This window comes from Psychrobacter sp. UBA6766 (assembly GCF_002453355.1).
In the GTDB taxonomy this organism is placed as follows: domain Bacteria; phylum Pseudomonadota; class Gammaproteobacteria; order Pseudomonadales; family Moraxellaceae; genus Psychrobacter.
The window spans coordinates 18630-35832 of sequence record NZ_DKGQ01000037.1 but is presented as its reverse complement, the minus strand read 5'-3'; the positions used below and the strand labels follow the sequence as shown (position 1 = coordinate 35832).

General features: G+C 43.0%; 13 protein-coding genes. 3 read left to right on the top strand and 10 right to left on the bottom strand.

Annotation, left to right across the window (positions count from 1 at the left end; all coding sequences use genetic code 11):
- Positions 1-73: 73 nt before the first annotated feature.
- The 10 genes from tsf to B4K26_RS08030 all read right to left on the bottom strand — a co-directional run bounded on the left by tsf (position 74) and on the right by B4K26_RS08030 (position 13142).
- Positions 74-955 (bottom strand): translation elongation factor Ts, encoded by an 882-nt coding sequence (gene tsf / locus B4K26_RS08075; protein WP_296244710.1) that lies wholly within the window; start codon positions 953-955, stop codon positions 74-76.
- Positions 956-1191: 236 nt separating this feature from the next.
- Positions 1192-2004: a 30S ribosomal protein S2 gene (gene rpsB / locus B4K26_RS08070; protein WP_296244709.1), complete on the bottom strand. Its 813-nt coding sequence runs from the start codon at positions 2002-2004 to the stop codon at positions 1192-1194.
- A 388-nt stretch (positions 2005-2392) separates the two neighbouring features.
- A complete protein-coding gene (locus B4K26_RS08065; protein ID WP_296244708.1) occupies positions 2393-2842 on the bottom strand; it encodes a chemotaxis protein CheX in 450 nt (149 codons plus the stop codon).
- 41 nt (positions 2843-2883) lie between these two features.
- Positions 2884-3333, bottom strand: coding sequence for a chemotaxis protein CheX (locus tag B4K26_RS08060; RefSeq protein ID WP_296244707.1), 450 nt, complete (start codon positions 3331-3333; stop codon positions 2884-2886).
- Between the two features lie 43 nt (positions 3334-3376).
- Complete coding sequence (locus B4K26_RS08055; protein ID WP_296244706.1) at positions 3377-3739, bottom strand: response regulator; 363 nt, start codon at positions 3737-3739, stop codon at positions 3377-3379.
- A gap of 20 nt (positions 3740-3759) precedes the next feature.
- Positions 3760-5943, bottom strand: a complete 2184-nt coding sequence (locus B4K26_RS08050; RefSeq protein ID WP_296244705.1) for an ATP-binding protein — start codon at positions 5941-5943, stop codon at positions 3760-3762.
- Between the two features lie 13 nt (positions 5944-5956).
- On the bottom strand, positions 5957-6823 hold the full coding sequence (locus tag B4K26_RS08045) for a substrate-binding periplasmic protein (RefSeq protein WP_296244704.1): 867 nt from the start codon (positions 6821-6823) through the stop codon (positions 5957-5959).
- Between the two features lie 365 nt (positions 6824-7188).
- Positions 7189-8448: a multidrug effflux MFS transporter gene (locus B4K26_RS08040; protein WP_296244703.1), complete on the bottom strand. Its 1260-nt coding sequence runs from the start codon at positions 8446-8448 to the stop codon at positions 7189-7191.
- Between the two features lie 266 nt (positions 8449-8714).
- Positions 8715-9527, bottom strand: coding sequence for a crotonase/enoyl-CoA hydratase family protein (locus tag B4K26_RS08035; RefSeq protein WP_296244702.1), 813 nt, complete (start codon positions 9525-9527; stop codon positions 8715-8717).
- 138 nt (positions 9528-9665) lie between these two features.
- Entirely contained in the window at positions 9666-13142 is a 3477-nt protein-coding gene (locus B4K26_RS08030) for an ATP-binding protein (RefSeq protein ID WP_296244701.1), read from the bottom strand.
- 497 nt (positions 13143-13639) lie between these two features.
- Here B4K26_RS08030 and cysM point away from each other — a divergent pair, with 497 nt between their 5' ends.
- The 3 genes from cysM to rlmD all read left to right on the top strand — a co-directional run bounded on the left by cysM (position 13640) and on the right by rlmD (position 17116).
- Positions 13640-14608 (top strand): cysteine synthase CysM, encoded by a 969-nt coding sequence (gene cysM / locus B4K26_RS08025; protein ID WP_296244700.1) that lies wholly within the window; start codon positions 13640-13642, stop codon positions 14606-14608.
- Positions 14609-14632: 24 nt separating this feature from the next.
- Complete coding sequence (locus B4K26_RS08020) at positions 14633-15457, top strand: 3'-5' exonuclease (RefSeq protein WP_296244698.1); 825 nt, start codon at positions 14633-14635, stop codon at positions 15455-15457.
- 117 nt (positions 15458-15574) lie between these two features.
- Complete coding sequence (gene rlmD / locus B4K26_RS08015) at positions 15575-17116, top strand: 23S rRNA (uracil(1939)-C(5))-methyltransferase RlmD (RefSeq protein WP_296244697.1); 1542 nt, start codon at positions 15575-15577, stop codon at positions 17114-17116.
- Positions 17117-17203: the final 87 nt, after the last annotated feature.

Below are 17203 nucleotides of genomic sequence, written 5' to 3'. Positions count from 1 at the left end.
CCAACTTATGGGGGTCAGTTCAGAATAACGGGCTTTTTAATATCTGTACTGCTTGCTTTATTTAATTTAAAGCTTACTTGTTAGCCGCTTGAGTGGCAGCAACTTCAGCAGCAAAGTCTTCTTGCTTCTTCTCGATGCCTTCACCAACTTCAAGGCGTTTGAAACCAAGGACTTTTACGCCTTCAGCTTTTAGAACGTCACCAACTTTTTTCTCGTTGTCCATGACATATGGTTGACGTAGTAGTGTTACTTCATCTAGGTATTTACGCAGACCACCTTCGATCATTTTTTCAACGATATTATCAGGCTTGCCAGACTCTTTTGCTTTGGCTTCGATGATGTCTTTTTCGCGTGCTAGTACGTCAGCTGCTACGTCTTCGTCATCGACGGCGACTGGGTTGAACGCTGCAATGTGCATCGCTAAGTTTTTGCCAGTCTCTTCACTGCCGCCTTCATAAGATACCACAACGCCGATACGTAGGCCGTGACGGTATGAAGCGATGTTTGCGCCTTCAAGTACTTCAACACGGCGAATCTGGATATTTTCACCGATTTTTTGAACCAAAGATACGCGCGCTTCTTCAACGGTTTGACCATCGCCATAAGGCAATTCAGAGATAGCAGCAACGTCAGTAACATTGTTTTCTAGCGCAAGATTGGCCACTTTTTCTGCAAATGCCGTGAAGCTTTCATCTTTTGCGACGAAGTCAGTTTGGCAGTTAACTTCTAATAAGAATGCTTTATTGTCGCCTTGAGCGATGATGATAGCGCCGTCAGCTGCGATGTTACCTGCTTTTTTAGCGGCTTTCGCTTGACCAGATTTACGAAGATTATCAATAGCAACTTCAACATCGCCGTTTGATTCTTCTAACGCTTTTTTACATTCCATCATGCCAAGACCAGTACGGTCACGCAATTCTTTTACCATTTTGGCAGATACTTTTACTTCTGACATAAGAGTTACCTTTTATTATGTAGGTGAGTAGTGTTATGTATGGGAGTGCACGATATATAAACGCGCTAACATTCTATTACATAAGTCAATGATGCTCGGCGCGTTAATAATAAGGCATGACGAGTAAAACTACATCATGCCTATTATAAACTTTGTGCGGTTAATGACTTTATATGGCTGCTAATAGTTCAACTATCAAGGCATCCTTACAAAGTAAAACCTTATCGCTCAGCAATTTACTCTGCTGGAGTAGCGGCTTCTTCAGCTTTAGCGTCGGCTGATGCTTCTTCAGTAGCAGGTACTTGCTCTGCATCTTGTGCTTGGTCAGCTTTGCCGCCTGCTTGAGTTTGTGCGTATTCTTTACCAGCGATAATCGCATCAGCAATAGAAGTCACATACAAAGTCACTGCGCGAATAGCATCATCGTTTGCTGGGATGATGTAATCAACGTTATCTGGGTTTGAGTTGGTATCAACGATACCGATAACTGGGATACCTAGATTTTTGGCTTCTTTGATAGCGATTGCTTCGTGGTCAACGTCTACAACGAAAATAGCGTCAGGTAGGCCGCCCATGTCTTTAATACCGCCTAGTGAACGCTCAAGTTTTTCCATATCACGAGTACGCTCTAATGCTTCACGCTTGGTTAGCTTCGCAAAAGTACCGTCTTCAGATTGTTTTTCAAGCTCTTTTAGGCGATTGATTGACTGGCGTAAGGTTTTCCAGTTAGTCAACATACCACCTAACCAGCGATGGTCAACGTATGGCATGCCAGCGCGTTGTGCTTGCTCACGGATAACGCCGCTTGCTGCGCGCTTAGTACCGACGAATAATACTTTGTTTTTCTTAGCAGCTAGGCCGTTTACATAAGTCAATGCTTCGTTAAACGCTTTTACTGTGTGTTCTAAATTGATGATATGAATCTTGTTACGGGCGCCAAAGATGTATGGTCCCATTTTTGGATTCCAAAAACGTGTTTGGTGACCAAAGTGAGCGCCGGCTTGTAATAAGTCGCGCATTTCGATTTTGGTTGGATTGTTTGAAGCCATGTGAAATTCCTATTGGTTGGGTTATGCCTCCACATCACAAAAACTGCCTATCTAGCAACACGCATTTGCTAACGGTTAATGTTTATTGAAACAGCACTAACTTTTTTGCAAATTAATCAAGTCGCCAAACACCCAGCAATTTTTTGCCATGATGTGTGTGTCATTGTTTGATGGGTTGGTTTAAAAATTGAGCTAAGCTTTAAATTTAAACAACATGCCTAAACCTAAATGATGAAAATAGCTGCGCTGTATTTTACCATATAAGTCTACGTGACTGCTAGCGCTATTATGCAGCTCCAACGGATTATTGCTCATAAAAAAACGACGTCTAAACGTCGTTTTTCTTTATCGCGCTATCTGCTTTTATCCTTGAGCGCTCAACGTTAAACTAAGCAATAGAGATACCAATGACTGCCTTATAACCACGCCATGTAAAAGGCGTGATATAGCTTTGGCGGTCTTTCGGTAAATACGGAATACTCGGTATCCCTTCAATAATCTTAGGCGGTGAGATAATAAAATCGGCACCAAACTCCGTACGAGCGTTTCCTGAGATGGTATTTGCCATCTCACCTAACAAATCTTTCATCATCGTAATAGACGAGTCAGGTTCGCCAATTATTTTGATTGCTTCGCGCAAAAGATTACTTGGGGCGCTGACGTAAACGCAGCCTTCAAGCGGACCAGAGATTTTAATCATACCGCTATAATCATAACCCACGGCATTTTTGTTGCTATTTAAATACGGCGTATCAATCACTACTGACTCATCATCAATCTGCGCAAAAAACGCACTGATTGAGCTTAAAAAGACGCCTAACTTGTCTACATTAACCATAATCGTTTATCGTCCATATTAATCAATATTGGGGGTTGTGTTTAGTCTTGCAAACAAACCACAATCTCCCCAATCTGGCCTTGCCAACTGACTGGAATGATAAAAGAACGGCCATTTTTAGGCAAAATAATGCTTTGCGGTGAGCCTTTAAACACCAATGGGACAGAGATATGAAACTCTGCACCAAACTCGTTGCGGGCATTACCAGAGACCGTATTGGCAACTTCTCCAGCAAGATCGACCAAATTGTCCTCGCTTTTGTCGGTTTCGCCCATACTATCTAGGATACTTCCTAACAGTTCACTAGTTGCAGAAAAATACACCACCCCTTTTTGTACACCTGAGATGCCGATAACACCCGTATAGTCATACACTCTAGGTTGCTGATTTTCTAGCAAGTAAGGCGTATCGATAACGAGCTCTTCATTACCAAACTGCTTGAAGTAGTTGGTAATGATACCCACAAAAACTTTTAACTTTTGCTCTTTCATAATATCTGTTCTTTCATAAAGTATTTACGTATGTTATTGGATGCTAATCTTGTACGAGCTCATACAAAGACTCTACCAGCTCTTCTTCTGAAAAAGGCTTGCATAAAAATCCGCTCGCACCCAGTGACAATGCTTCAATACCAGTCGATTTGTCAGACAATGCCGATACCACTAAAATACGTACTTTAGGGTCTATCGCTATGATTTTTGAAATACATTCAAGTCCGTCCATTTGCGGCATGGTTAAGTCCATGGTAATCACATCAGGGCGATGAATATTAAACTTTTCAATGGCTTGGACGCCACTGGTTGCCGTAGCAACCAGCATAAATTGACCTGAATCATAAGCACGCTGAATACGGTTTCGAATGATATTTGAATCATCAACAATCATTAATTTATACATAGCTCTCTTTTTGTCCTTAATTACGCGGCTGGCAAGGTGATGACGAAACGCGTCATTTTTCCAAGCTCAGTATTTACATTAAGCTTACCGTTGTGTTCTTTGACCAATGCCTTAATGACATCCAATCCCACGCCGCGTCCACCATCTTCGTCCGCCTGCTCTTTGGTCGAAAAACCAGAAGCAAATAGTGTTTTGAGTAGCTCTCCGTCCGTCATTTGACTAGCTTTTTCGGTAGTAAAGCGACCATCAGCAATCAATTTACGGCGAATGCCTTCATAATCGATACCTTGTCCATCATCCTGCAAGGCAATGATTAAATTTTGATTATCCTGCTGCATTTCTAAATCGATATTACCGATCGAAGATTTACCCGCTGACTGACGCGCTTCAGGAGACTCGATACCGTGAACCACCGCATTACGTAATAATTGAATACTGATTTCACGAATCGGTTGTTTAAGACGTTCAGGAATATTAACGTTTACTAGATTATGACCATTTAGCTGAACTTGCTTACCTTGTCTTAGCGCAATATCTTGGGCGAAATTTTGGTAATAAGACAACTGCTCATCAGATGAATTATCACCTAAGTCAATCTCGTTGCCTGTCGTATTCTTCGCTGACTGGGCGTGGGTAGCAGTTGATGCATTAACAGCTACAGGTGTCTTCGCCATCGGTTTAACGCTAGAATTATTTTTTGGCGCCGATTGGTTAATGCGCTCACCTAACGTCTCAATAGTGTTTGAGAGGCTGAGTAAGTCATCCAAATGTACAGCAAGCGGTAAGAAGTTATTACCTGATAGCTTGCCTTGATTTTGCAGCGCATCCAGCTTATCTTCAGCGTCTGAGGCAATTTTAGTAAAGCTGTGCAGTTTTAGTGCTGACGCCTCACCTTTTAAGCTGTGCATTTCGCGATAAATCGCATTAAGCTTACCTTCAAGCTCAAATTGCGAGCTACCAGGATTTTTCAAAATGTTGTTCATCTTATCGATATGGGCTTTGGTGTTGCCAATAAACTCATTAATGATTTTTGGATTAACATTTAAAATGGTGGTTAACATCTCAATTTGCATATCATTTTGCGAGCGTTCTTTTTCTAAGCGCTGCTCTAGATAAACCGCATCTGAGACGTCGTTAACGTTGACCAAAATACGGGCGATGTCTTTGTCTTCATAAACGCGAGAGAACTTAAAGTCGAGGAAGCGGCTTGTGGTGCTCTCTTCGCCAGAAGTATTGTGCAGCATGACTTTGTGCAATGGGTTTAAAGAATCAACCAATTTTTCTTTAACACGCGGGTTATACAACTGCTCGATAAACTGACGCGTGGTTTTCAAATCTTTGTCTGAAATACGGCCACGTAATACATCAGCAAAGTTTTCACCTGATAGTCTTTCTTCACCGATAATGCCATTTAGAGCGCGAGAATGCTGCTGACCAATATTCAAATCTTTGTCTAACAAGAATAGACCGGTATTGACCGTTTCCATGATTTCTTGCGTTTCGCGACGAGCAGCCAATGCTTCAGCATCAGTATCGCGCAGACGACGTACAAAGAAGAAAACGAAGATTAGGAAGTAAGCAAAAATAGCCGCAACACCCAGTATCTGAATCAGACGAATGGTGTTCGCTTGGCGTTCAGCGTTGATAAACACTTCATCGGTGAGCTGGTCTAACGATTCGTTGATAAACAAACTTGAAGTTTTTGCCTGCTCAACCGCTTGAGTCAGGTTATCTGAGGAGTCAACCATGACGTTATCAGCATCTTTTAGGTAAGCTTGAATCTTAGGTTCTAAAAGCTGCCATTGCTCATTAGCGGCGGTAATCTGAGTCTGAGACTGGTTATTAATTTTTGGTAAATTATAACTTTTGCCATCAACGTCAGTGAGCTTACCACCTTGTTGAATCGCATTAATAGAACTGGTAATCAGAGTTGCATTTTGCTCCAAACGTTCTAAAACCCGCTGGATATGAGGAGAGTTAGTATCTTCACCGTAGCTGTTATCTAAGTCAAACAAGTCTTTAATTACCGCTTGCGCACTATTAGCCACTTGGTTAGTTCGGTCAATTAAAACGGTATTTCTTTCGAGTAAGCTTGAAGTGTAAAAGGTAAAAGCCAACAAAGCGCCAATCAAAGTCAAAAACAGTGCAATTGAAACAATCAAACTGTGATAGCGTTTATTATCAGTATTGTGTGTGGTTGCCATCTTTTATAGCCCCTTAGTTCGATTGCTGATTAGTGGTAGTGTTTTTGGTAGCAGGCTCAGCTGCACCTAACCATTTGTCTTCAATCTTTTTGAATGTTCCTAGGTCTTTGAGCTTAGTAATACCCTCGTTAACTGTTTTTATAAGCTTAGTATTCCCTTTTGCCATTAGTATGACCTGCTGTGCTGATGGGTTCTCTTCATCTTCATAAGGTACGATTACGACTTTTTGATCGGGGTGATTAGCCGCTGTATATCGTAGTAGAGGTAAATCCTGAACAATCGCGTCTACCTTACCTTGCATCAAATCTTCAAATAATAAAAAGGTAGTTATGGTCGTAGATAATTCGCTATACCCGCCCATCTCTCTTACTTGATCAACTTGTTTAGTTCCTTCCATACCAGCGACATGCAAACCTTTTAGGTCATTTAGTCCGTTGATAGTCAAGGTATTTTTAGCGTACATAACTGCAGAAGGGTTAAAAAAATATGATTTTGAAAGTCCATATTTTTCATCGCGATCAGTTTTGTAAGAAATACCAGAAATCGCTAAGTCACGGCTACCGGACTCAACACTATCGAACATATTTTGCCAAGTCTCTTTATAGAACTCGACCTTGAAGCCTTGCTCTTCACCAATAGCACGGATCGAATCAATATCAATACCTTGCATATTGCCGTAATCGTCTTGAAAAGAGAACGGAGGCATTGTCCCCGTCGTGGCAACTTTTACTACTGGCGCCGTATCGGGTAATTTACTGACAAAGTTGTCTTTATTATCTGCAGTGCTATTGTTATCAATATGTCCTTGAGGTGTAGAGTTATCACACCCAAAAAAACCTACGCTCAGTACAATGGGTAATACTTTATATAACTGCTTCATATCCTATCCTTAAGCCTCAACATTGTATTGAGAGCGGGTAAAATTACTTTTCATAATCTAATAAATACATTAGTAACATTATATTACAGAAATTTACGTAAGATAATAGTTGAGCAACTCCCGTATTGCAACTTCTTTGTTTGCTAATACCATACTTATTTTTATAAAAATCGATAAATGTTCACATAAATTTAAAATTTAGATGACATTATTATGTGAATACCAGCTCAACACATACTTGCCAATAATATTTATCAATATTGAATTTAGTACGCCAGAAAAACAATAAATACAAAAAAGCATTCAGACGTTTGATACGTACTGAATGCTTTTTTATAAAAAATAAAACTAAAATTATTGGTTAATTACTCTGCATTGTCCAAATCTAAATTACGGTCTATTTGCCAAATCAAATAAGTGCCAAGGCTCATCAATACAAACAACGCAATACCAATCTTTAGGACTGGGTTGAGAGGAAATAAGTTTAATAATAACCCACCAAAAATACCGACCGAAAACATCAATGAGCCCTGCAAAGCACTGGCCATACCCGCACGGCGCTTTTGAAAAGCAAGCGCAATCGCCGATGCGTTTGGCTGCGTCAGACCCAAACCAGCAATACAGAAGAAAATACAGGCTAAAACCAGCGGCAACCAAGCATCGGTACCAAAAACAATCCCTGTTACAAACAGCGCCGCGGCCGAGATGACCTGCATCATCGCACCAAAGCGTAAAATACTTAAGATACGAAAACGGTTGGTCAACCACTGATTAAGCTGCGTCAAACCTACAAATCCTGCTGCATTCATCCCGAACAGCCAACCAAAATGTGTGGCCGATACACCATAAGTATCCATGATTAATTCAGAAGCCGAGCTAATGTAGACAAACATGGCGCCCATTAATAGGCCGCCGCCAATTGCTGGATAATTAAAGGTTGGGTCTTTTAATAAATCCCAATATTGGCTAAGTACTTCTTTGGCAGGACGTACATTACGGTTTTCCTCAGTGAGCGTTTCAAAGAAGAAAAACTTCGTCAGTAATAAATTGAGCGCCCCGAAAGCCGCTAAAAACCAAAAAATAGAATGCCAGCTAAAGAATTTTAAAAACATCGCACCAAGTGATGGCGCTAATATCGGCGCTAAACCCATGACCAATATCATAATCGAAAAGGCTTTGGCCGTTTGTTTGGCAGTCAGGCGATCACGGATTGCTGCACGGGTGACGACTGCGCCCACGCATGCTCCCAGTGCTTGAAAGGTACGACCAACGAATAATACATATTCGTTATCGGTGGTCGCACAAACAATCGAGGCAATCACATATAAAGTCATGCCCATGTATAAAGGTTTGACGCGACCAACGCGATCACTAAAGGGACCATAAAATAGCTGACCGAATACCAAGCCGAGGAAATACGCTGGTACGGAGTTGGCCATAAACGCAGTCGATACACCAAAATCCTCTGCCATGGATGGCAATGCAGGCAGATACATATCAATTGATAATGGCCCTACCGCTACGATAAGACCAAGCATCATAATCCATGCAACAGGCAAATCAGAAGAGCGTACTCGATCAGCAGCGACCGGTTTATTGGGCAGAGAGGATTTTGGAGCAGACATAGTTAGGCCATATGGGAGAGTGAGGGTTATTTTATTATTGATGCGCGGTTTATTTTGTTATTTTAATGGGTTTTTATTTAAAGTGAGTTTTTATTTAAAAATAAAAATCTCTACAGATAATCATGCATCCTGACAGTCGGCGTCGCAAGCAGTCTACATAAACAGACAATGCTATATTGCACTATCTGCTTGTAATTCAATAGACACCTGATGTGAATAAAATAAACGGCGCAAATAAAATAATCTATCTAGACATGGCTAACTTTCTAACGGAATTGGCGTTTGCCAAAAGCCGTACTGGCTTGCTTGGCTTTCTTAAGCGCCAATTTACGGTTGCGACCAAACATCATTTTCAATTGCCAAACTTTTTCTTTATATAACGTGGTGGCTGGCTGCTCGAACATAGCATTGATAACACGCTTACTTGCCAGTACCGCATCGGGTGAACGCTCGGCAAATTCAGCAGCAAGCTTTTGCGCCTGCTCAATTGGCGTCTCACTACAATGGCTGACCAATCCCAGCGCCTTGCCTTCTTCTGCATTCACAGTACGAGCCGTCATCGCCAGCTCCTTTAAGATATCAGCGCGTATCACGCCAAACCCTGATTGGGTCAAACCCATATCAGGCACCAGCCCCCACTTGGCTTCCATAATAGCCAGTTTACAATCAAAATGACTGATACGAACATCACATGCCAGTGCCAGTTGCAGACCTGCACCAATACAGTAGCCTTCTAAAACCGCAATAACTGGCACAGGTACATCGCGCCAAACCAAGCAGACGCGCTGAAACGAACTTTGCCAAGGTTTAACCAGCTCCCATAGTGCAAACGCTTGGTTTTTAGGATGGTTTAAATCGCCTAAATCAATACCAGCACAGAACGTTCCTTCAGCGCCATTAAGAATCACCGCGCGAATGGTTTTATCTTTACTGATGCGTCCTGCGGCCGCAATTAACTCTTCGACCACTTTAAAACTCATGGCGTTCTTTTTTTCTGGTCGATTGATAGTCACTGTTACTATATTATCGGTCGCGCTGACTTGTAATGTCTGATACTGGTAAGTGGCAATAGCGTGCATAATCATCCTTAATAATAGATAAAACAAATAGAGAGTTTGTTAGACAGTTTAATACTAACAGCCTTACAACCGCCCTTCCTTATCAATAACTGACTATAAGGGTAGCGTTTATCCTCAGCTATTTTATAATGATTAGCTTTAGATCATTTTCCACGTCATATCATTTTCACTCAGGCGATGATAATTTAGCTGCGGATACGCAGTTAAATCCAGTGTTTGTAAATTATTTAACGCGGTCAACAGCGCTTTGTAATAAGGCTCAAGCATGGCAAATTGCGCAGGCGTGGTATGTTGGATATTTAGCAAGCATTTATCTTCTAAATCTTGGCTCGCCTGACGCAATTGTGGCACCCCAGTATAGCGACTGCCGCCCAATATGCGATGGGCAATTTGCGCCAATGCACTGCGGTTTCGGCTCTCCCACGCCTCCATCAACGCTTGTTTTTCATCATTAATGGTATCGAGCATCATAATGATGAGTTTGGCTGCCAAGTCAGGTTTATTGGCTGAGCGCGTCAAAGCATCTTGCCAATTTAAAATATCCGAGGTATCAAGGGTGTTTACACCCAAGTCCGTATTTCTTTGACCTTGTATTGTATTTACTGTTTGCTCATCTTTAGCGCTATCAATTATTTGATAAGGCGGATAAACCAGCGGCGCTTGACCCTGACCTTGGTAGCGCAAGTTCTCATAGCGCGTCTGGTTTTCGCGCGGTGTCTCGCGTCTGTAATCTTCACGCGGCTGACTGTCACGCAAATAGTCATCACGAATTTTCTTTAATGATAAAGGTCGAGTGACTTTTGCCGGACTCTTCACTTTGGTGCCTATATTAGAATCGGTAAGTCGATTACCCTTATTATCCTTGACCAATGGATAAGTTGGCACTGTCAGATCTGAATACGCCACTGAGCCGTTTTGCGCCAGTACATTTTGTAAGTCAGCGCTGTCTACATCGCGGTTTTCTAAATCTAGGCTTTGTAAATCATTGCTATGGATAGTGGTTAATGGCGGCACTGAATCGGTACGACCAAGCCATTTTTGTAATACTTGTAGCAGCTGCGGCTGACTAATAGGTTTGCCCACATAATCATTAATGCCGCTTGCAATCAGCTTATCACGCTCATCGGCTAAACCATGGGCAGTCAAGGCAATAATTGGAATGTGATGATCAGGCGTTTCGATATTACGAATTTGGCGCGCGGCCTCATGTCCTGACATTCGCGGCATTTGGATATCCATAAATATCAGATCGATACTGTTTTTGTGCGTAGTATTAATTTTATCTTCTGAGGCAGTGTCTTCAAGAGGTAATGAGTTAACTGCCGACTTACTAGCATCGTCACGGGCTTCAGCTTTAGATATTTGGGTCTTTTTCGACAAACTTCGTTTTTCAGCTTGAGCGGCTTTAATATATTTGGTTTGTTGTTTACTAATAATTTCAATGGCGTCAAAACCACTATTTGCCGTAATCACATGAATGCCAAGCTCGCTTAATAGCGCGTCAAGTACCAGCAGGTTTGGCAAATGGTCGTCTACTGCTAATACCGTCACGCCTTTCCAGCGTGGCGCTTGAATGCCACTCGGTGCGCTACGCTTTTGCGTATCAAGCATAGCATAAAGCTGCCTTTTATCTAATGGTTCATACAAAATATTGGCATGATAGCGGTTGAGCAGCGCTTGGTCGGCGGCAACTTGATAGCCAAATACCGCCAGCTTGCCTTGATAATGCAGACGGATCTGTTTGAGCAGCGCCATCATATCGTCTTGCGTATCATCATCAACGATGACCCAATCCCAAAAATTGCCGCGCTCTTTGAGCGACTCAAGCACGCCCGGTAAAGAGTTGGCTTGGGTCAGGGTAATCGGTAAGTGCTGTAAGCTGGCTTTGAGTACCTGTATCGAAGCGGTATGATTGATCCAAACCAGCACATTAAACTCGTCAGTATCGCTTGCAAGCGGCGCAAGCACTGGCAGCTCAATAGTCTGTCCTGTTGCTGCCTCTAAAACATCGACATGGGCTGGCATTCGAAACCAAAACGTCGCTCCCTGATTGGAGATATTTTCTTGCAAATTATCATAAAAACCAATATCGCCACCCATCAGCCGCGTTAATTGCTTGGAGATCACCAGTCCCAATCCCGTACCGCCATATTGACGCGTAATCGATGGATCACCTTGGCTAAAGCTTTGAAAGAGCGTCTTTTGATCAGACAGTGAAATCCCTTTACCGCTATCTTGTACGCTAATCATCAAATAATTGTCGCGATGATCGTCCAAGCTGACGCGCACGACCACATCGCCACTGTCGGTAAACTTAATGGCATTACCGACGATATTGGTCAGTACTTGCTTGAGGCGTAAAGCATCGCCGTTGATGCGCATTGGTACGTCGTTATAAAATAACACCGCCATGCGCAGACCTTTTTCGGCCGAGACCGGCGATAGCATATCAACCACATCATAAATGGTGTCATAAAGGTCAAACTCATGACGGTCGAGCACCAATTTACCCGCTTCAATTTTAGAAAAATCGAGCACATCATTGACCAACGCCAACAGATGCGCCGATGATTTACGGATGGTTTGAACATACAAATCTTGTTCAGGATTAAGCTCACCATGACGCGCCAGCAAATTAATAAAACCATCAATACTGTTTAAAGGCGTCCGCAATTCATGGCTGATATTGGCCAAAAACGCCGATTTTGCTTGGCTGGTCGAAATGGCGGCATCACGCGCATTACGAATAGAGATGTTTTGCATTTCCATCTCATCAAATGCCAACCGTAAATCGTCTTCGGTTTGCTCGGCATGATCTTTCAAATCTTGAAAACTGCCATGTAGGCGGCGCAATGTCTTGACTAAATCTTGTTGTAATAAATTTAGCTCGCCGTTTGATTCAACCGGAATAGGCTGATAGAGATTATCGACATGAGTACGTTGTAACTGCAAGCGCAGCTCATAAATCGGCGCAATCCAACGTTTTGAGTAGATATTTAAGCTTAGTAACAAAATTAAAATGGTAAATAAGCCAGTAATTGCCAGTGCCATTGCGATACGATAACGGGCGATATAAAGCGGCTCGTTATCCATATCGACCAACAGCCACAATTGCTGCCCGTCAAACTCACCCAACGTGCTACCGTAAGCCGTGCCAATAGAAGTTGATTTTTGCGATAAAAAACGTTTTGAGGCGTCTATCTGCGGCCATTCTTCATCGATACCGTAACCAACGCTTGCTAGCACTTCATTATTCGCATTGATAATTGCAATACGCTGAACATGCTGCTCGGACTGCATGCGGCCCAGCCTATCTTGAATACCTTCTAACTTAGTAATAACGGTTTGCGACGTCTCATCGGCGCTGTCACTACTTGCTTGTTTTGCTTGTTGCTCCTTATGCTCTAGCAACTCTGGAATCAATTCAGCAATCGCAGGTGTATAGCGAATCAGAACCGCCTCTGCCAATGCCTCTTGCTCAGAATTGCTGGCGCGCATGGTTTCATAAAATACCAAAATGCCACCAACCGCTGCCAACAAACAAATCGGTAAAAACACCAATACAATCAGCTGACCATAAGCGCTACTGGTATCGAAACGTTTTTTGTATGTCATGCTGATTTTTTTCTCCACGGATGTTTTTTTAGCTTCATTTAAACAAGGTACGCTACTGCTGGGATATTTGCGACTGAAATATAGGTTGCGCAGCTTTTGGAGTCTTTTATTTACCGCAAGCGCGACAAATCAAACCTGCAGAATGCTATTTAAGTTACCGCTTTAAATTGAGATTATCTTAACAGGATTCTATGACAGGCGGTTAGCCATTCATAAGGGAATCTTATTGATTGACGCTCATTGCCGCCCAGCGACGATTGCTAAAAAAGTTATCCTCAACATTTGATTTATAAATAAATATAAATGAACTGCTCTATCACCAATAACACTTGATGCATTAAGCGCAGCCGAAAACAAAATGATATAATGACGCAACTTTTTATTAACCACAATAAATATCTAACTGTCATGAAGTACTGATCTATTCTTGATAAAGTCTTAGTACCTAACATTTAAACAGCGCCTATTAAAAAACCAATAATCGATAAGGATTCCTTATGTCCGCTACGGCCCAGTCAAATACCAATTTTATTACGCAAATCACTGACCTTGCGGATTGCGTGGGAAAGACGCCATTGGTCAAATTGAATCGCCTTCCTGAGCAAGAGCAGATTGATAATGGCGCGGTATTGCTCGCCAAGCTGGAAGGCAATAATCCTGCTGGTTCAGTAAAAGATCGCCCTGCTTTTAATATGATTTATCAGGCAGAACAACGCGGTGATATTAAACCAGGCGATATGTTGATTGAAGCGACCAGTGGTAACACGGGCATTGCTTTAGCAATGGTGGCAGCGATGCGCGGCTATCCAATCACTTTATTTATGCCGACCAATTCGACCCAAGAGCGTAAAGATGCGATGGCGGCCTATGGCGCGACGCTTATCGAAGTCGATGAAGGCATAGAAGCCGCTCGCGATATGGCGCTGCAAATGCAAGCGGACGGTAAGGGCATTGTGCTGGATCAGTTTAATAATTCTGATAATAAACAAGCGCATTATCTAACCACTGGTCCTGAGCTTTGGCAGCAAACGGACGGTAAAATCACCCATTTTATCAGCTCTATGGGCACCACTGGCACCATTACTGGCGTCGCACAATACCTGAAAGAGCAAAACCCTGACGTTAAAGTTATCGGTTTGCAACCTGATGAAGAAGCGTCTATTGCTGGCATTCGCCGCTGGCCTGCTGCTTATATGCCAGGGATTTTTGAAGCAGATTTAGTTGATGACATCATGGATGTGGATCAGCGAGTTGCCGAAGTTTATATGCGTAAATTGGCCAAAACCGAAGGCATTTTTGCTGGCGTTTCTTCAGGCGCTGCGGCATGGGCAGCAATAGAAGTTGCCAAAGAAAGCCCCAATGCAGTCATTGCTTTTATCGTTTGTGATCGCGGCGATCGTTATTTGTCGACGGGCTTATACAATGCTAACGACGCTGACGGCAGCACTGATAACGCTACCCCATAAGCTTATAAACAGTCAGGATTATTTATGTCAAACGCCCTTTCTTCCAAGCCTATTTTGGTCTTTGATATTGAGACGGTTGCCGATACCGACGCTGCCCGCCGTATCTATCCGCAACTGGCTGAGCTTAATGACGCTGATGCGTTAAGCGCGTTGACGGCGCTGCGTGTTCAAGAAGCGGGGCATGACTTTATGCGTCTACCGTTGCAGCGCATTGTTTGTATTTCTGCGCTCTATGTTAAAGATGGTAAATTCTCCTTATTTTCTCTAACCGCAGACAAATTTAGCGAAAAAGACATTTTGAGCAAATTTTTCCGCGCCTTTAGTGACCTTGAAAAGTTGCCACAACTGATCAGCTGGAACGGCTCAGGCTTTGATATTCCGGTGCTTATTTATCGTGCGATGCAGTACGACTTATCCGCGCCGTGGTTATTTGAAGAAGGTGAGCGCATCAAGAATATGCGTTTTGATAATTACGTCAATCGCTTTCACAGCCGTCACCTTGATTTGATGGACAGATTTAGCCAATACGGTGCCAGCCGCCGTGAAGCCATGGATATTGTTGCCAGTTTATACGGTTTGCCCGGTAAAACGGATGTCGATGGTAGTATGGTTGGTGAGTTGGTCAGCAACCATGATTGGCAAACGCTGTCGATATATTGTGAATCAGACGTGATGAATACGTGGCTGATATATCTGCGCTGGCTGCGGTTAACAGGTCAATTATCCTCACTAGATTTTGAGGCGTGGCAGCAGCAAAGCCGCGATTATTTAGCAAGTTATACTCAAGCGGATGGCAGTCCTCGCCATCATGAGTTTATTGCTGATTGGTCGTCTTCGCCTGCGCCATAGCAGACATTTTTATTTAACGAGCGTCTTTATAAAGATGACATCTTAACAGCTAACGTCTCACGCTCATTTTTAGTTATTTATCCTTTATTGCTTATTCTTTATCATTAAGGCAGGTTTATGCAGCCCACCGATTCCAAAATCTCTACCACTCTAAATACCAATCAGCAACCTAACGAGACTCAGACCATTACTATTCCGCCAAGCAAAAAGAAATCCAAGCCCTCATCAAAAACGCGTCGCCGTTTAAAAGACGCTGAGCCACTACCCTTTGCTATCGACGGTTTATCGCATGATGGTCGCGGCGTTGCTATTTATGGTAATGGCTTTGGTGAAGCGGACGGTCATATCGAAGATAAGCACGGCAAAAAGATTTTTGTCAGCTTTGCACTACCAGGCGAAAGTGCTTTAGTCAAAATCACCAATAGCCGAAGCAGTTTTGAAGAAGGCGATGCCGTGAGCATCACTGCCAATCCAAATCCTGAGCGTGCTGTACCGCCCTGCCCGCATTTTGGCGTCTGCGGCGGCTGTAGTTTGCAACATTGGCAACCCGACGGTCAAATTAACTTTAAGCAATCTGTGCTTGCTGAGATGCTGATTCATCAAGCCAATGTCGAGCCTGATCATTGGCTAGCGCCCGTGGTCGGCGAGCGTTTAGGTTATCGCACCAAAGCTCGTCTCGGCGTCCGTTATGTCGCCAAAAAAGAAACAGCCTTAGTTGGCTTTCGTGAGCGCTCAAGTAACTTTTTAGCAGAGTTAAATGAGTGTCATATTTTAGACCCACGAATTGGCTTTGAAATTGAAAACTTAAAAGCGCTTATCAGTACCTTAGAGAGCCGTGATAAAATTGCTCAGCTTGAATTAGCCATGGGCGAAGCGATGCCAGAGCTACCTGATGGCAATCAGCCCGTTGCCCTTATTGTGCGTCATTTAGCGCCATTGTCAGAGGCTGATGTCGAGAAATTAAAGACGTTTTTTGCAGCGCGCAATTGGCAGCTCTATTTACAGTCAAAAGGCGCCGATAGCATTCAGCGTATTGCGTTGACTGACAATGATAATATGAGTGAGCAATTTGGACGCTTGTATTATCAATTGCCAGAGTATGATTTGACGTTTGAGTTTATCCCAACGGACTTTACTCAAGTCAATCTGTCGGTCAATCGTCAGATGACCAAACTTGCTTGTGATTTGCTAGACCTAAAATCAGGCGAACGCGTACTGGATTTATTCAGTGGTTTGGGCAACTTTAGCTTACCGCTAGCGCGTTTAGTCGGTGAAACTGGTTCGGTAGTTGGCGTGGAAGGCAGTGAAGCCATGACCGCCCGCGCTACCGATAACGCCCGTCGTAACGGTATTAATAATACTGAGTTTTATAGCCAAGATTTAACCCAAGATTGCACCGACAAACCTTGGGCGAATCAGGGCTTTGATGCACTACTCATTGATCCACCACGTTCGGGCGCTTGGGAAATCATGCAGTATCTACCAAAGTTCAATGCCGAGCGTATTGTCTACGTTTCTTGTAACCCTGCTACTCTCGCTCGTGATACCAAAGCTTTATTAGAGCAAGGCTATCGTTTAACGCATGCGGGCGTCATGGATATGTTCTGTCATACCGGTCACGTCGAGTCTATTGCGCGCTTTGAGAAAGTTCCAGCTTAACGTCAGTTTTCGTTGTGCTAGTACCTTAAAGAAAGATGTTTGGATGAACAGTATTTTAGCGCATTGTGTTTCAACGCACGCTGTTCT